13 protein-coding genes are annotated in these 14,493 nt (G+C 60.0%); all 13 read left to right on the forward strand.

Annotated features, from left to right (window positions below):
• Positions 1 to 7: 7 nt before the first annotated feature.
• The 13 genes from epsG (at position 8) to VNZ65_RS01425 (ending at position 14,401) form a co-directional block, all read left to right on the forward strand.
• Positions 8 to 880, forward strand: coding sequence for a chain length determinant protein tyrosine kinase EpsG (gene epsG, locus VNZ65_RS01365; protein ID WP_325665307.1), 873 nt, complete (start codon positions 8 to 10; stop codon positions 878 to 880).
• 17 nt (positions 881 to 897) lie between these two features.
• Positions 898 to 2,184, forward strand: coding sequence for a polysaccharide polymerase (locus VNZ65_RS01370; RefSeq protein WP_325665309.1), 1,287 nt, complete (start codon positions 898 to 900; stop codon positions 2,182 to 2,184).
• Positions 2,185 to 2,188: 4 nt separating this feature from the next.
• A complete protein-coding gene (locus tag VNZ65_RS01375) occupies positions 2,189 to 3,310 on the forward strand; it encodes a glycosyltransferase family 4 protein (RefSeq protein ID WP_325665311.1) in 1,122 nt (373 codons plus the stop codon).
• A gap of 30 nt (positions 3,311 to 3,340) precedes the next feature.
• The gene (locus tag VNZ65_RS01380; protein ID WP_325665312.1) at positions 3,341 to 4,423 is read left to right on the forward strand and encodes an acyltransferase; all 1,083 of its coding nucleotides are present in this window, start codon (positions 3,341 to 3,343) and stop codon (positions 4,421 to 4,423) included.
• Positions 4,420 to 5,445, forward strand: coding sequence for a glycoside hydrolase family 5 protein (locus VNZ65_RS01385; protein ID WP_325665314.1), 1,026 nt, complete (start codon positions 4,420 to 4,422; stop codon positions 5,443 to 5,445). Before VNZ65_RS01380 ends, VNZ65_RS01385 begins: the two co-directional genes overlap by 4 nt.
• On the forward strand, positions 5,442 to 6,302 hold the full coding sequence (locus VNZ65_RS01390) for a glycosyltransferase family A protein (RefSeq protein ID WP_325665316.1): 861 nt from the start codon (positions 5,442 to 5,444) through the stop codon (positions 6,300 to 6,302). Before VNZ65_RS01385 ends, VNZ65_RS01390 begins: the two co-directional genes overlap by 4 nt.
• Before the next feature lie 20 nt (positions 6,303 to 6,322).
• A complete protein-coding gene (locus VNZ65_RS01395) occupies positions 6,323 to 7,792 on the forward strand; it encodes a lipopolysaccharide biosynthesis protein (protein WP_325665318.1) in 1,470 nt (489 codons plus the stop codon).
• 64 nt (positions 7,793 to 7,856) lie between these two features.
• On the forward strand, positions 7,857 to 8,603 hold the full coding sequence (locus VNZ65_RS01400; RefSeq protein WP_325665320.1) for a WecB/TagA/CpsF family glycosyltransferase: 747 nt from the start codon (positions 7,857 to 7,859) through the stop codon (positions 8,601 to 8,603).
• A gap of 73 nt (positions 8,604 to 8,676) precedes the next feature.
• A complete protein-coding gene (locus VNZ65_RS01405) occupies positions 8,677 to 9,807 on the forward strand; it encodes an NDP-sugar synthase (protein WP_325665322.1) in 1,131 nt (376 codons plus the stop codon).
• A 6-nt stretch (positions 9,808 to 9,813) separates the two neighbouring features.
• Positions 9,814 to 11,235, forward strand: a complete 1,422-nt coding sequence (locus VNZ65_RS01410; protein ID WP_325665324.1) for a mannose-1-phosphate guanylyltransferase/mannose-6-phosphate isomerase — start codon at positions 9,814 to 9,816, stop codon at positions 11,233 to 11,235.
• Positions 11,236 to 11,257: 22 nt separating this feature from the next.
• On the forward strand, positions 11,258 to 12,658 hold the full coding sequence (locus VNZ65_RS01415) for a phosphomannomutase/phosphoglucomutase (RefSeq protein ID WP_325665326.1): 1,401 nt from the start codon (positions 11,258 to 11,260) through the stop codon (positions 12,656 to 12,658).
• Positions 12,659 to 12,673: 15 nt separating this feature from the next.
• Positions 12,674 to 13,702, forward strand: a complete 1,029-nt coding sequence (locus tag VNZ65_RS01420; RefSeq protein WP_325665328.1) for an acyltransferase family protein — start codon at positions 12,674 to 12,676, stop codon at positions 13,700 to 13,702.
• Positions 13,703 to 13,771: 69 nt separating this feature from the next.
• Positions 13,772 to 14,401 carry a class I SAM-dependent methyltransferase gene (locus tag VNZ65_RS01425; RefSeq protein WP_325665330.1) on the forward strand — a complete coding sequence of 210 codons (630 nt, stop codon included), beginning with the start codon at positions 13,772 to 13,774 and terminating at the stop codon, positions 14,399 to 14,401.
• Positions 14,402 to 14,493 lie beyond the last annotated feature (92 nt).

Genomic DNA, 14,493 nt, shown 5'->3' on the forward strand with positions numbered 1-14,493 from the left:
AAACAAGATGAATAAACCGGTCAGTCCTCTCTTCGGCAGCACGATGAATCCCCGCAAGGACGGCAATATGGGACGCATGCTGGTCGAACAAGGCAAGCTCACGCTGGAGCAGGCCGAACGCGTCAGGCGCCTGCAGCAGGAACAAGGCTTGCGTTTCGGTGAAGCAGCGCAGCGGCTGGGCCTGGTCAGCGAGCTGGATATCCAGCAGGTGCTGTCGCGCCAGTATGACTATCCCTATCAGGAAAGCGCCGGCAATTATCCGGAGGCCCTGGTCGCCGCCTACCAGCCTTTCAGCGACGAAGTGGAGATGCTGCGGTCGGTGCGCAGCCAGCTGATGCTGCGCTGGTTTACTGCCAGCCGCAAGACGCTGGCCATCGCCAGCGTCAATGCCGGCGACGGCACCAGCCTGCTGACGGCCAATCTGGCCATCGTGTTTTCGCAGCTGGGCCTGCAGACGCTGCTGGTGGACGCCAATTTGCGCAAGCCGCGCCAGCACCGGATATTCAACCTTGCCGCCGGCCACGGATTGGCCGATGTGCTGGCCGGGCGCGCCGGCCTGGAGCCGCTCGCCGTGGCCGAATCGTTCGCCGACCTGTCGTTGCTGCCTGCGGGAGCTGCGGTGCCCAACCCCCAGGAATTGATCAACCGCTCCAGCTTCAATGCCTTGAACCAGACCTTGCGCAGCCGCTTCGACGTCATCCTGTACGACACGCCGGCCAGCGCCAGCGCGGCTGACGTGCTGACCATCGCCGCCCGCGCCGGCGGCGTGCTGCTGGTGGTCCGCAAAGACCATACCCGGGTAGCCGATCTCAATGCTTTCAGCGATCAGCTGCGGCGCAGCGGCACGGAAGTGGTCGGATCGGTCCTGGTGAGCTTCTGACAAGGGAGACGGAACACATGCAGAGCTTTGCCAGCATCAGGGATTTCATTTTTCCGCGTTCTGTCGGCGTGTCGGTGCCGGCCGAACGGCTGACGTTCTGGATATTGATTGCGGCGCTGCTGTACCAGGCTGTCCTGTGCGCGATCCATACCAACGTCCACGCCATTTCCACCGCCGGCGTGGTGTTTTCGGAATTTGTCATCTACCTGCTATGCATGGTGGTGCTGAGCAAGAGCATCCGGCTGGAGCTGGTCGCCCTGGCGGCCCTGGCGGCGGCTTACCTGTTCTTGCTGGCGATCATGCGCAACCAGCTGGACCCGAAAGGATTCCGGGATGTGATGATTCCCATCCTGTTCTACGGGCTCGGGCGGCAGATCGGCGATATCAAGTATGCCGACCGTCTGCTCAAGCTGGCGGCGCTGCTGGTGCTGGCTTTCGGCTTCATGGAGTGGTTTTTTCTCGATTTCTATTCGCGCATCTTCAATATCTTTTCCTACTACGTCAACCAGGGCGGCCTGGCCGCCGGCTCCAACTGGGCAAAAGACAGCGTGCTCGGGCTGAACGGGATGCGGCCGGAGGGGATAGGGCGGACGATATTGCCGGCGCTGCTGGGCAGCCACCGTATATCCTCGATTTTCCTGGAACCGGTGTCGCTCGGGAATTTTGCGGTAATCCTCGCAGCCTGGGGCCTGGCGAAGCCGCGCGAAGAGATCAAGGACATGCTTTTCTTCCTGCTGGCGGCGGCCGTCATGATTGTCATGAGCGATTCGCGCTACGGCATGATCACGGTCGCGCTGCTGATCGTGCTGCGCTGTTCGCCGCTGGCCAGGAGCCGCAATTCCTGGCTGATCGCGCTGCCCTTGCTGAGCGCGCTGATGCTGCTGCTGATCGGAGCGTTCTTTGGCGGCGGCTATAGCGACAGTTTCATCGGCCGGCTGTACGCCAGCGGGCGCGTGCTGCTGAATCTGGATGCCGGCATGTTGCTGGGCCTGGACGGCTACAACACCACTTTCGGCGACATGGGCTATCCGTCTCTGCTGACGCGGCTGGGCCTGCCGCTGTGTTTCCTGCTGTGGTGTCCATTCTGGATGCTAAAGATGGAAGACCAGCGCGGCGACCGCTTCCGCACCTATATCACGCTATACATTTCCCTGATCCTGTGTGTCAGCGGTACTTCGCTGTTTGCGTTGAAAACCGCCGGCATCCTCTGGTTTCTGGTCGGCTGCGCAGTGAGCAAAGCGACCGATTCTTCCTCATTTCCTGCCGGCTCGGCGACGCGGCCGGCGGGCAAAACAAAGGAGTAAAAAAATGCCTATTAAAGTCGTGCACATCGTGCGCCAGTATTCTCCCTCCATCGGCGGCATGGAAGACGTGGTGCAGAATATCGCCAGGCAGCAGCGTGAGCACCACGGCCAGCTGCCGAAAGTGGTCACGCTCAACCGGCTGTTCAGGAATTCAGCCGAATACCTCAGTGCCGAAGCCACGGTCAACGGCGTGGCCGTGGTGCGCCTGCCGTTTCACGGCAGCAGCAGATATCCCGTGTGTCCCAGCGTGCTGGAACATGTCGCCGATGCCGACGTGATCCATGTGCATGGCATCGATTTCTTTTTCGACTACCTGGCGCTGACCCGCCCCCTGCATCGGCGGCCGCTGGTGGCGTCGACCCATGGCGGATTCTTCCACACCAAATTCGCCTCCAGGCTCAAGAAAATCTACTTCAACACGGTCACGCGCGCTTCCTCCATGGCGTATGACAAGATCATCGCCACCAGCGACAACGACGGCGACATGTTTGGCGGGATCGTCAAAGCGCCCAAGCTGGCCGTGATCGAAAACGGCGTCAACGTAGAAAAATACAGCGGCCAGTCGGCGCTGGAGGCAACGCGCACATTGATCTATTTCGGCCGCTGGTCGATCAACAAAGGTTTGCTGGAAACGCTGGCGCTGTTCCAGCAGCTGGCGCAGCGTCAGCCAGGCTGGAAGCTGATTATCGCCGGCCGTGAATACGACCATAGCGCGGACGAGCTGCGGGCGTGGGTAAGCCAGCAGCAACTGGGAGACGCGGTACAGATCGTGCCCAATCCCGCCGATCATGAGCTGGCGGCGCTGATCGCGCAATCGAGTTATTTCATCTGCCTGTCAAGGCACGAGGGTTTTGGCATCGCGCCGATCGAGGCGATGAGTGCCGGCCTGACGCCGGTATTGAGCGATATCCCGCCATTCAGGAATCTGCTTGAGCAATCCGGCGCAGGACTGCTGCTGGCGGCGCAAGACCAGGAACAAAACATCACGCGTCTGCTGGCCCTGCACGAACAATTGCAAGCGAATTACCCGCAGCGGCGCATGCAGATGCAGCAGTTCGTGGAACGCTACAACTGGCGCCACATCGCAGAGAAATATATCGACGTCTACAAGGAGCTGGTGCCTTGAGGCGGTCGCCGAAAGCATCTGGTGCATTCCATGGATAGAGAAAAAATCGATGCAATCACGGGCTTGCGCGGACTGGCGGCCTTGCTGGTGGTGTACGGCCACTCGCTGGACTGGTTTGCGCTGCCCTGGAAAAACCATCTTTCCGGCGAAGTCGGGGTGGCGATTTTCTTTTCATTGAGCGGCTTCCTCATGGCCTATCTCTATCTCGGCAAGAGATTTTCGGCGATCAACGCGGTCGACTATGCGATTTCGCGCTTTTCCAGAATTGCGCCGGCTTATCTGGTAATTCTGTTGCTTTCTTTTTTTATCTACGTCAACGTCGATCCGAATTTTGTCTACGGCATATCGGCGAAGAATATCCTGCGCCACATTTTTTTCTCCGGCAATGTTTCGGTATTCTGGAGCATCACTCCTGAGGTGGAGTTCTATTTCCTGTTTGTGCTGGCCTGGGCCGCGGGCAGTCGCTATCTGAACCGCTCGGATCTGACAGGCTTGCTGTTCCTGGTCCTGGGCAGCATGATCTTGCTGTCGTACCGGGATATTTTCCCCGGCACCTTCATCGGCTCGAAACTGCATTATTTCCTGTTCGGCATGATTGCCGGCCTGATGCGCTCGCACATCCAGAGCCAGGATCAGAACCGCAAGCTGCTTGCCGTCCTGCATGCGCTATCGATCGCCGCGATCATAGCGATGACAGCGGGCTGGCTGCCTCTTCCGTTTTCCAGCAACCAGGATTTTTACAACAGCATCCTGACTGCCGTATTCGGCGCCTTCCTGGTGTTCAGCCTGTCTTTTCCATCCGCTGTCGGAAATCTGTTTTTCGCAAACAGAGCCATGGTCTTGTGTGGCGAATGGAGTTTTTCCATCTACCTGCTGCATATGCCGCTCATCTATCTGTTCAAGAAAATTCATCCGGAACCGTTCCAGATCTTCATCTTGCTTCCTTTGATAGTTCTTGTTCTCTTTTTTTCATGGCTCAACTTTCAGCTGATCGAGAGACCCGGAGCGCGTTTGATCAGATCCGTCGGTGCTGTATTCAAGCGGAAATTCCTTGCAGTGTCTCCGGCGGCGGCCAGCCCTCGGGCCATGCCTTTAGGAGGTGATACCAGATGAATAAATTCCTGTTTTCGATCGTGACCCTGTTTGCGGCCTTGTTTTGCCTGCCGTCGATGGCGGCTTGCCTGGACGGCAAGCCGCTGGCCGGCGTCAACCTCAGCGGCGCCGAGTTCGCCGCGGAGAAACTGCCCGGCAAGGTGTTCACCGACTACGTGTATCCGGACCTGGACGAAATGCGCCTGTTCCAATCCATGGGCATGAATACCTTCCGCCTGCCGTTTCTGTGGGAGAGAGTGCAGCCGCAGCTGTTCGGCGAGCTTGACCAGGCCGAGCTGCAGCATATCAAGGATAGCGTTGCGGCCGCCAGTTCAATCGGCGTTTGCCTGATCCTCGATGTGCACAACTTTGGCCAGTATCGCGGCAACCCTATCGGTTCGCAGCAAGTGCCGCGCGCTGCCCTGATTGACCTCTGGCAGCGCCTGCTGGGCAATTTCCAGGATCCGTCCAACGTCGCTTTCGATCTGATGAACGAACCGGCCAAGCTGCCAACAGCGGAATGGGCGGCAACCGCGCAGGCGACCTTGAGCGCCTTGCGCAGGAAAGGCTCGCGGCATCTGATCATGGTTCCCGGCGGCAGCTGGAGCGGCGCTCATTCCTGGTACGCAAAAGACGGCCTGGTGTCGAATGCCGAAGCCTTCCGCTTCTTTCACGATCCCCTCGACAACTACATGATCGAAGTCCACCAGTACGCAGACGCGGATTTTTCCGGCACCGGCAACGATTGCGTGGCCCCGGCCCGCCTGAGTGCAATCATGGCCGACGTCGCTCTCTGGGCGACCTCGACCAGGCGGCGCCTGTTCCTGGGCGAATTTGGCGTGCCGGCCAATCAGCCGTGCCTGGCGGCCTTGGCGGCGATGACGGATGCAATCAAGGGCAATCCCGCCTGGGGCGGCTGGACCTATTGGGCAGCGGGGCAGTGGCTGGCGACCTATCCGTTCAGCGTACAGCCTGACGGCAACGGCGAACGGCCGCAAATGTCTGTCCTGAAAAAAGCCATGCCGTCGCAGGACAAACAATGAGCAAGACTGAAAGGAAGGCAATGAAATTTTCGCTGGTGTTAGCTACGGTAGGGCGGTTTGAGGAAATCGTACGGTTTCTGGAATCGCTCGACGCACAGGATTACCGCAACTTCGAATTGATCGTGGTCGACCAGAACGGCGACGACAGGCTGGTAGCGTTGCTGCTGCGCTACCGCCAGAAATTCTCGCTGCGCCATGTGCGGGCGCCGGCGCGCGGCGTATCGCGTGCGCGCAATCGCGGCCTGGAACTGGTGGACGGCGACGTGATTGCCTTTCCCGACGACGATTGCTGGTATCCGGCCGGCTTGCTGCAGAAAGTCGCAACTGTACTGAACAGCAATCCGGAACTGGATGGCATTACCGGCCGTTTCACCGATGGCGAGGGCAACACCGAGGGCCGCTGGCTGGAAAGCAGCGTATTGCTGAATCGCTATAACGTATGGCGCGGCGCGATTGAATTCAGCATCTTCCTGCGCCGACGCGTGGTCGATGCGGTAGGGCCGTTCGACCAGACGCTGGGCGTCGGCGCCGGTACGGTGTGGGGCGCCGCCGAAGGCACCGATTATCTGCTGCGCAGCCTGCAGCATGGCTTCAAGCTGAAATTCATGGCTGACATGACCTTGCATCATCCGGTAAAGACCAGCCACTTCGATGCCAACGCCTGTCTCCGCCAGCAGAAGTATGAGGCCGGGATAGGGCGCGTGATGCGCATCAATCACTATCCGTTCTGGTATTTCCCTGTCACTTGCATGCGGACTTGCTGCGGCGTCCTGCTGGCGCTGGCGGGCGGTAATTTTCTCAAGGCCAGGTTCAAGTACCTGAGCGTGCTGGCGCGCATGCGCGGCTGGCGCGCTTAGCAAATGACTATGGAAATGCTATGAATCAGAAGAGCAGTGGGCTGGCGTCCGGATCGATGTGGTCGATCGTCGACAATCTCGCCCAGCAAGCCATTTCATTCGTGATCTTTGCAGTGCTGGCGCGCTTTCTGGCGCCGGATGCGTTCGGTTTGCTGACCGTCGCCCATCTCTTCATCCTGTTCACCCGGCTGGTGGTGTTCGACGCCATCGCCATGCCGGTGATACGCGGCGGCGCCCCGGACGACAGGCTTTATTCCTGGGTGTTTACCTGCTGCGCCGTGATTGCCTTGCTGCTGACCGCGCTGATGTTTTTTTCCGCGGGCGTGGTTTCTTCCATGTACCGGGCGCCGGAACTGAAGCCGGTATTGCAGGGCATGAGTCTTTCGGTGCTGTTTTTCGGCTTGATGCGAGCCTACGAAGCGAGGCTGGTGCGCAAGATGATGTTCCGCCAGCTGGCGCTGCGTTCGATCGGTTCGGTAGTGACCGGCGGCGTGGTCGGCATTACGCTTGCCGCCAGCGGCTGGGGGCCGACGTCGCTGGTGGTGCAGCAGGTCACCGCCTCCGGCCTGGCGCTGATGCTGGTGGTGGCGCAAAGCCGCTGGCTGCCGCGCATCGTGTTCGACCGCGGGCTGAGCAAAAAATACTGGAATGACATCCGCCAGGTCGGATTGAGCGGCGTTCTCAGCTTTGCCAATACCAATGGCGATTCGCTGCTGGTGAGCATTTTCCTGGGGCCGTACGCCACCGGTCTGTATAACCTGGCAAAAAGAGTGACCTCGTCGGTGTACCTGGTGATCGCCAGCTCCATGCAGAAAGTCGCGTTGCCGGTATTTTCCGATGCCGGCGCCGACCTGCCGGCGCTCAGCCGCGGCTACCTGAAGATTGTCGGCATCACGCTGTTTTGCGTGGCGCCCTTGCTCTGCTTCCAGGCCGTGCTGGCGGAACCTCTGGTGGCAGCCGTATTCGGCGCCAAATGGCTGCCGGCGGCGCCGATAGTCGGCGTGCTGGCCTTGCTGTACCTGCTGTCGTCCATCGTCCATCTGAATGACTACCTGTTTTTCTCGCTGGGCAGGAATCGCGTGCCGGTGCTGCTCGGCATCGCGCAACTGGCGCTGGCGACCCTGTTGGCGGTCAATTTCTATCGCTTCGGCCTGTTCGGCATGAGCTTGTCTTTCTGCGGCGCCTACCTGCTGGTGTTTCCGGCGTCCCAGATCCTCTTGAACCGCGCCCTTGGCCTCAACCTGCGGGCGATGTGGTACGCGCTGGCGCCGCCGCTGGTGGGCAGCTTCATCCTGGTTTTGGGGCTGCTGCTGTATTTGTCGCTGATTCCGCCAAGTCTTGGCAACGCAGCGCTGGTTGCGGGCGGTGTTTTTATTGCCTGTTTTTTATACCCGTTCATGGTGGCCGTCACCGGCTGGCGGATCAGGACGGTTAACGCTTCCTGGCACGGCTTGCTGCTGTCAGCCATGCGCCTTGGCCGTATGCGATAAGCAGCGGCACATTGCAGCCATGAGCATTCCCGCGTTGTCAGAGCGCGTTTTAGGAGAATTTTTCATGAACACAAAGAAGACAATTCCGATTGCTGGCTTTCCTATAGTGACCACCACGTCTCCTGTGCTGGCCAGGTATCTGCTGTACGCGATGTGGCTCAACAAGAAGATCACGCTGTTTTTCGCCAACACGAATTTCATCGTCCAGTGCAACCACCTGCTGGACAAGATGAAGAACAGTTCGGTGACGATCGTCAATGACGGCGTCGGCATGGATATCGCCGCATTCCTGTTCCGCCGCCACGCCTTCAAGGAGAACCTGAACGGCACCGATTTCATACCGCAACTGCTGTCCGGCGCAGACGGCCCCAAGCGCGTGTTCATGGTGGGCGGAAAGCCGGAGATCCTGCCGAAGGCGGTCGAGCATGTGCGTGCGACGCTGAAGCAGATAGTGGCCGGCAGCTGCGATGGCTATGCAGGCATGAAACAGCGGCGCGCCGGCCTGGTTGAGGAGATCAACCGGGCGCAGACGGATATCGTGCTGGTCGCGCTTGGCAATCCGTTGCAGGAAGAATGGATACTCGCCAACCGTCAGGCGCTGGATGCAAAAGTCGTCATTGGCGTCGGCGCCCTGTTCGATTTCTGGGGAGGCTACAAGCCGCGGGCGCCGCAGCTGGTGCAGAAGATGCGGCTTGAGTGGCTGTATCGCCTGTGTCTTGAACCGCGCCGCCTGCTGCGCCGCTATACCGTCGACATTCTGAAATTCCTGCTGTTGTGCCGCAAATATGACAGCAAGAACGCAAAAACCTGAAGCAAATCCCCGGCAGGGCTGCCGCAGGGCAGCTGTCCGGCCAAATTTTGATGACATTCATGCGAGGTAAAAAATGAAAGCAATGATTCTGGCAGCAGGCAAAGGAACACGTGTCCGTCCGCTGACCTACGACCTGCCCAAGCCCATGATACCGATCCTGGGTAAGCCAGTGATGGCCTACCTGGTTGAGTACCTGGCCAGCTACGGGGTGCGCGAGATCATGGTCAACGTCAGTTACCTGCATCACAAGATCGAAGAGTATTTCGGCGACGGCAGCCAGTACGGCGTGCAGATCGGCTATTCCTTCGAAGGCTATACCAACCAGCGCGGCGAAGTGGTGGCGGAGCCGCTGGGATCGGCCGGCGGCATGAAGAAGATCCAGCAGTTCGGCCATTTTTTCGACGACACCACCATCGTCATCTGCGGCGACGCCTTGATCGACCTGGATCTCAGTTCTGCGCTGTTCGAGCATAAGAACAAGGGCGCCATGGCCAGCGTGATCACCAAGGAAGTGCCTTGGGACAAAGTCAACAACTACGGCGTGGTAGTGATGGACCAGGACGGGCGGGTGCAGTCGTTCCAGGAAAAACCGCAGCAGCATGAAGCCTTGTCGAATTTCGCCAGTACCGGCATTTACATTTTTGAACCGGAAGCAATCGACCTGATTCCGGCTGACACGATGTTCGATATCGGCTCCGAACTGTTTCCGCTGATGGCGCAGAAAAACCTGCCGTTCTATGCCCAGCAACGGTTTTTCAACTGGACCGACATCGGCACCGTGACTGATTTCTGGAGCGTCTTGCAAAGCGTATTGCAGGGCCATGTCGCGCAGCTGGAGATCCCGGGAACGCAGATCGCCGACGGCTTGTGGGCTGGCCTCAACACCAGCATAGACTGGCATGGAACGACCATCGAGGGGCCGGTGTATATCGGCTCTGGCTGCCGCATCGACGCCGGCTGCAAGATCGTCGGCCCGACCTGGATAGGAAACGGCAGTCATATCTGCAGCGGCGCGCAAGTGGAACGCAGCGTGCTGTTCGAATACACCCGCATCCTCGGCGATGCGCGGCTGGACGAGGTGATCGTGTTCAAGGAATACAGCGTGAACCGTGCCGGCGAGATGCGCCGGCTGGCCGAAGTCGATAACCAGGACTGGGGCGATGCGCGCGACCGCTTGCTGGAACCGGTCACTTCCTTGGAATGAACTGACATGAAAATATATCCTGTAATCCTGGCCGGAGGTTCCGGCACCCGCTTGTGGCCGCTGTCGCGCGAAGCCATCCCCAAGCAGCTGCTGGCGCTGCGCTCGCAATATTCGATGCTGCAGGAAACCTTGCTGCGTCTGTCCGACTGGCCGGAACTGATGCCGCCGCTGCTCACCTGCGGCAACGAACATCGCTTCATGGTGGCGGAGCAACTGCGCGGCATCAGCATCGAGCCGCTGGCCATTCTGCTGGAACCGGAAGCCCGGAATACCGCGCCGACGGTCGCGGTGGCGGCGCACTATCTGGCGCAGCATGACAAGGACGCCATCATGCTGGTGCTGCCGGCCGACCACGTGATCGGCGATCCGCAGGCCTTCCATGCCGCGGTCCGGCAAGCTGCGCAGGCGGTCGAGAAGGGCGCCCTGGCGACCTTCGGCATCGTGCCGACCGCAGCCGAAACCGGCTACGGCTATATCCGCCGCGCCAAGGCTGCGTTCAACGGCATCGATGGCTGTTATGCGGTCGAACAGTTCGTGGAGAAGCCGGACCGCGCCAAGGCCGAGGCTTTTCTGGCCGACGCCGCGTATAGCTGGAACAGCGGCATGTTCCTGTTCCAGCCGGCGCGCTACCTGGCTGAGCTGCGCGAGTACCGGCCGGCCATCGCCGCCAGCTGCCAGCAGGCTTTCGATGCCTCTTACCGCGATCTCGATTTCTGCCGGCTGGATGAGGCTGCTTTTGCCAAGTGCCCGGCCGAATCCATCGATTACGCGGTCATGGAAAATACTCGGCACGCGGTGGTGGTGCCGGCGGCGATCGGCTGGAGCGATATCGGATCCTGGTCCGCGCTGTGGCAGATCATGGACGGCGACGACGATGGCAATGTCTTGCGCGGCGACGTGTATACAGACGGCGTGAGCGATTCGATGATTCGCGCGGAAAGCCGCTTCGTGGCGGTGATCGGGGTCAAGGACACGGTGGTGGTGGAAACCAAGGATGCGGTGCTGGTGGTGCACAAGGACCAGGTCCAGGGCGTCAAGAAAATTGTCGAGGCGCTGCGCAAGAACAGCCGTACCGAGCACATGAATCACATGCGCGTCTACCGTCCGTGGGGCTGTTATGAAGGCATAGATGCCGGCGACCGCTTCCAGGTGAAACGGATTACCGTGAATCCGGGCGGGAAACTCTCGCTGCAGATGCATCACCACCGTGCCGAGCATTGGGTGGTGGTCAGCGGCACGGCGCGCATTGTTTGCGGCGAAGAAGAGAAATTCCTTACCGAAAATGAATCTACGTATATTCCGATCGGCGTCAAGCATCGCCTGGAAAATCCCGGGAAATTGCCGCTGCACCTGATCGAGGTGCAGTCAGGCAGTTACCTGGGAGAGGACGACATCGTGCGCTTCGAGGACATTTATAAACGCTGTTAAGGCATTCATTTTGGGGAATAACATGCTGCAATTATCCAGATCCATTTTCAAGGCTTATGACATTCGCGGCGTCGTCGGCGCCACGCTCGATGAAGGGATTGCGCGCCAGATCGGCCGGGCCTTCGGCATCGCTGCTCGCGCCAAAGGCGAAAGCGTCGTGATTGTCGGGCGCGACGGCAGGTTGTCAGGACCGGAACTGAGCGCCGCCTTGGTCACGGGCTTGCAAAATGCCGGCGTGGGCGTCATCGACCTTGGCGTGGTGGCGACTCCCATGGTGTACTTCGCGACCCATGTACTTGGCGCGCAGTCCGGCATCATGGTCACCGGCAGCCATAATCCACCCGATTACAATGGCTTTAAGATGGTGCTGGCGGGGGAAGCGATTCATGGCGAGACTATCCAGCAGCTTTATCAAGCCATCGCCAATGGCAGCGCCGGGGCGACCGTGGCCGCGTGCAACGGCAGTTACCGGCGGCACGACATCAAGGATGCCTACCTGCAGCGGATTGTCAGCGATGTCAGGCTGGCGCGGCCGATGAAGATCGTGATCGATTGCGGCAACGGCGTCGCCGGTGCGTTTGCCGGCGAGCTGTACCGTGCGCTCGGCTGCGAAGTCGAGGAACTGTTTTGCGAAGTGGACGGCACTTTCCCTAACCATCATCCCGATCCTGCCCATCCGGAAAACCTGCAGGATGTGATTCGCGCCTTGCAGAATTCCGATGCAGAAATCGGCCTGGCCTTCGACGGCGATGGCGACCGCCTTGGCGTGGTCACCAAAGACGGCCAGATCATCTATCCGGACCGCCAGCTGATGCTGTTTGCCGCCGATGTGCTGACGCGCCACCCGGGCCGCGAAATCCTGTATGACGTCAAATGCACGCGCCACCTGGCGCCGTGGATCGCCAGGCATGGCGGCAAGCCCCTGATGTGGAAGACCGGTCACTCGCTGGTCAAGGCCAAGATGCGTGAAACCGGCGCGCCGCTGGGCGGCGAAATGAGCGGCCATGTCTTTTTCAAGGACCGCTGGTATGGCTTTGACGATGGCATGTATGCCGGCGCGCGCCTGCTGGAGCTGCTCAGCCGGGAAAGCGATCCGTCGGCAGTGCTGAACGCCTTGCCGCAATCCTCCAGCACGCCGGAGCTGCAACTGGAACTGGCGGAAGGCGAGAACTTCTCACTGATCGAGAAATTGCAGGACGAGGCGAGATTTCCCGGATCAGAAGAGATCATCAAGATTGATGGCTTGCGTGTCGAATATGCCGATGGCTTCGGCCTGGCGCGCTCGTCCAATACCACGCCGGTGATCGTGATGCGCTTCGAGGCGGAGTCGGAACAGGCGCTGGCGCGGATTCAATCCGAATTCATGCGCGTAATACTGAGCGCCAAACCGGATGCGATCTTGCCGTTCCCTGCCACCGTCTAGATGAAGGTTTTGCCGATGCACGATCAGCGACCGCCCGCCAATGATCCGTCCGGGCGCCATGTATTCATCGACAACGCCAAGGCAATCGGCATCGTCCTGATCGTCATCGGCCATAGCAAGGGCTTGCCGGAGTACCTGACGCGGCTGATATTCAGCTTTCACGTACCGCTGTTCTTTTTCATTTCAGGTTTTTTGCTCAAGCCGGAGAAGCTGCAGCAGAGCGTGCATGGCAATGTAAAGAGAACGCTGCGGACCTTGGCCGTGCCTTATCTTTTCTTTTTCTGTTTCGCCTTCGGCTACTGGCTGCTTACCCGCAATATCGGTGAAAAAGCCATATTGTCGGCCGGCCGCGCCTGGTATCAGCCTCTCATCGGCTTGCTGACCGGCCTGGAGACGGATCTCTATATCGATCCGCCGCTCTGGTTTTTCCCCTGTCTGATCATGACAGCCATCCTGTACCAGCTGGTACGCAAGCGGCTGACGGCGGCAGTTGCGGCTTGCTGTTTCGTCGCGCTCGGGATTGCCGTCACGCTGTTCTGCAATCAGCCGTCCTACAGGCTGCTGCTGGGATTGGACAGCATGTGGGTGGCGCTGTCCTTTTATGCGCTCGGGCAGCTGGCGCGCGAGCATGGCTGGTTCGGCAGGGCCGGGATCGGGCAGCTGATCCTGCTCGGGCTGTTTGCATCGCTGCTGCTGGTCTGGGCCGGCTCCTTGAATGACCAGGTTGACCTCGCTACCATGTATTTCGGTTCCCGGCCGGCGCTCTACCTGCCGGTTTCGCTGCTGGGGATCGGCGCGACGCTGGCAATCGCAAAATTATTGCCAGCATCGAGAATCGCCAACTGGCTTTCGGAAAACACACTGATCATTTTCCCAGCGCATTTCGTTTTCCTGGGACTGGTGCGCGGCATGGCCTTGTCCTTGCACGCCATTCCACGCGACTATCATTACGCCTTGGGCTGGAGCGTTGCCAGCAGCGCCATGGCCATTTTCCTTTGCCTGCCATTGCTGCATGTTTTGCGGGTCTTGCGGATTCGCCTGTAGTGCCACCGGGGGAAGCTGGTGCTGCCCGCCGCTGGACGCCTCCTGTCCGGATGCGCTACAGTACGTCTCATGAACCTCTTGCCCGCCGACCTGGAAAAAATTGCCGCTCTCACGCTGGAGCATTACAACCTGCGCGCCGAAGATTTCCGCGAAGGCACGCGCGACCATGACGTCAGCCAGAATATCGCCGCCTTGCTGCGCCATATCGACGGCGCCGCGCCGTTCACCATCCTCGATGTCGGCTGCGGTCCGGGCCGCGATCTGCGCACCTTCAGCAAGCTTGGCCACACGCCCATCGGCGTCGAGGGCGCTGTCCGCTTCGTCGATATGGCGCGTGCCGATAGCGGCTGCGAGGTCTGGCATCAGGACTTTCTTCATCTGGATCTTCCCGGCGATCGCTTCGACGGTATCTTCGCCAACGCTGCGCTGTTCCATATCCCGAGCCAGGAACTGCCGCGCGTGCTGCTGCAGTTCCATGCCGCGCTCAAGCCCGGCGGCGTGCTGTTCAGCTCCAACCCGCGCGGCAGCAATGAAGAAGGCTGGAATCACGGGCGCTACGGCAGCTATCACGATCTCGCTGCCTGGCAGGGCTTCATGACGACTGCCGGATTCGTCGAACTGGAGCATTACTACCGGCCTGCCGGCTTGCCGCGCGAACAGCAGCCATGGCTGGCGAGCGTCTGGCGCAAGCCGCTGTGAGAGCCGGCTGACGCAACAGCCGGCGGCGCTTTCCTGAGCGCTGCGACGTCACGCGCGTATCCCCTTGGTTCAGGCCGGCGAAGCAGCCGGCG

This window comes from Collimonas sp. (assembly GCF_035566555.1).
Taxonomy (GTDB): Bacteria; Pseudomonadota; Gammaproteobacteria; order Burkholderiales; family Burkholderiaceae_D; genus Collimonas.

Bases quoted from the DNA above. Each gene is read 5' to 3' on its own strand.
- VNZ65_RS01425 (WP_325665330.1), top strand. From the start codon at position 13,772: ATGAACCTCTTGCCCGCCGACCTGGAAAAAATTGCCGCTCTCACGCTG.
- epsG (WP_325665307.1), top strand. From the start codon at position 8: ATGAATAAACCGGTCAGTCCTCTCTTCGGCAGCACGATGAATCCCCGC.
- VNZ65_RS01380 (WP_325665312.1), top strand. From the start codon at position 3,341: ATGGATAGAGAAAAAATCGATGCAATCACGGGCTTGCGCGGACTGGCG.
- VNZ65_RS01405 (WP_325665322.1), top strand. From the start codon at position 8,677: ATGAAAGCAATGATTCTGGCAGCAGGCAAAGGAACACGTGTCCGTCCG.
- VNZ65_RS01390 (WP_325665316.1), top strand. From the start codon at position 5,442: ATGAGCAAGACTGAAAGGAAGGCAATGAAATTTTCGCTGGTGTTAGCT.
- VNZ65_RS01370 (WP_325665309.1), top strand. From the start codon at position 898: ATGCAGAGCTTTGCCAGCATCAGGGATTTCATTTTTCCGCGTTCTGTC.
- VNZ65_RS01395 (WP_325665318.1), top strand. From the start codon at position 6,323: ATGAATCAGAAGAGCAGTGGGCTGGCGTCCGGATCGATGTGGTCGATC.
- VNZ65_RS01415 (WP_325665326.1), top strand. From the start codon at position 11,258: ATGCTGCAATTATCCAGATCCATTTTCAAGGCTTATGACATTCGCGGC.
- VNZ65_RS01400 (WP_325665320.1), top strand. From the start codon at position 7,857: ATGAACACAAAGAAGACAATTCCGATTGCTGGCTTTCCTATAGTGACC.
- VNZ65_RS01420 (WP_325665328.1), top strand. From the start codon at position 12,674: ATGCACGATCAGCGACCGCCCGCCAATGATCCGTCCGGGCGCCATGTA.
- VNZ65_RS01410 (WP_325665324.1), top strand. From the start codon at position 9,814: ATGAAAATATATCCTGTAATCCTGGCCGGAGGTTCCGGCACCCGCTTG.
- VNZ65_RS01375 (WP_325665311.1), top strand. From the start codon at position 2,189: ATGCCTATTAAAGTCGTGCACATCGTGCGCCAGTATTCTCCCTCCATC.
- VNZ65_RS01385 (WP_325665314.1), top strand. From the start codon at position 4,420: ATGAATAAATTCCTGTTTTCGATCGTGACCCTGTTTGCGGCCTTGTTT.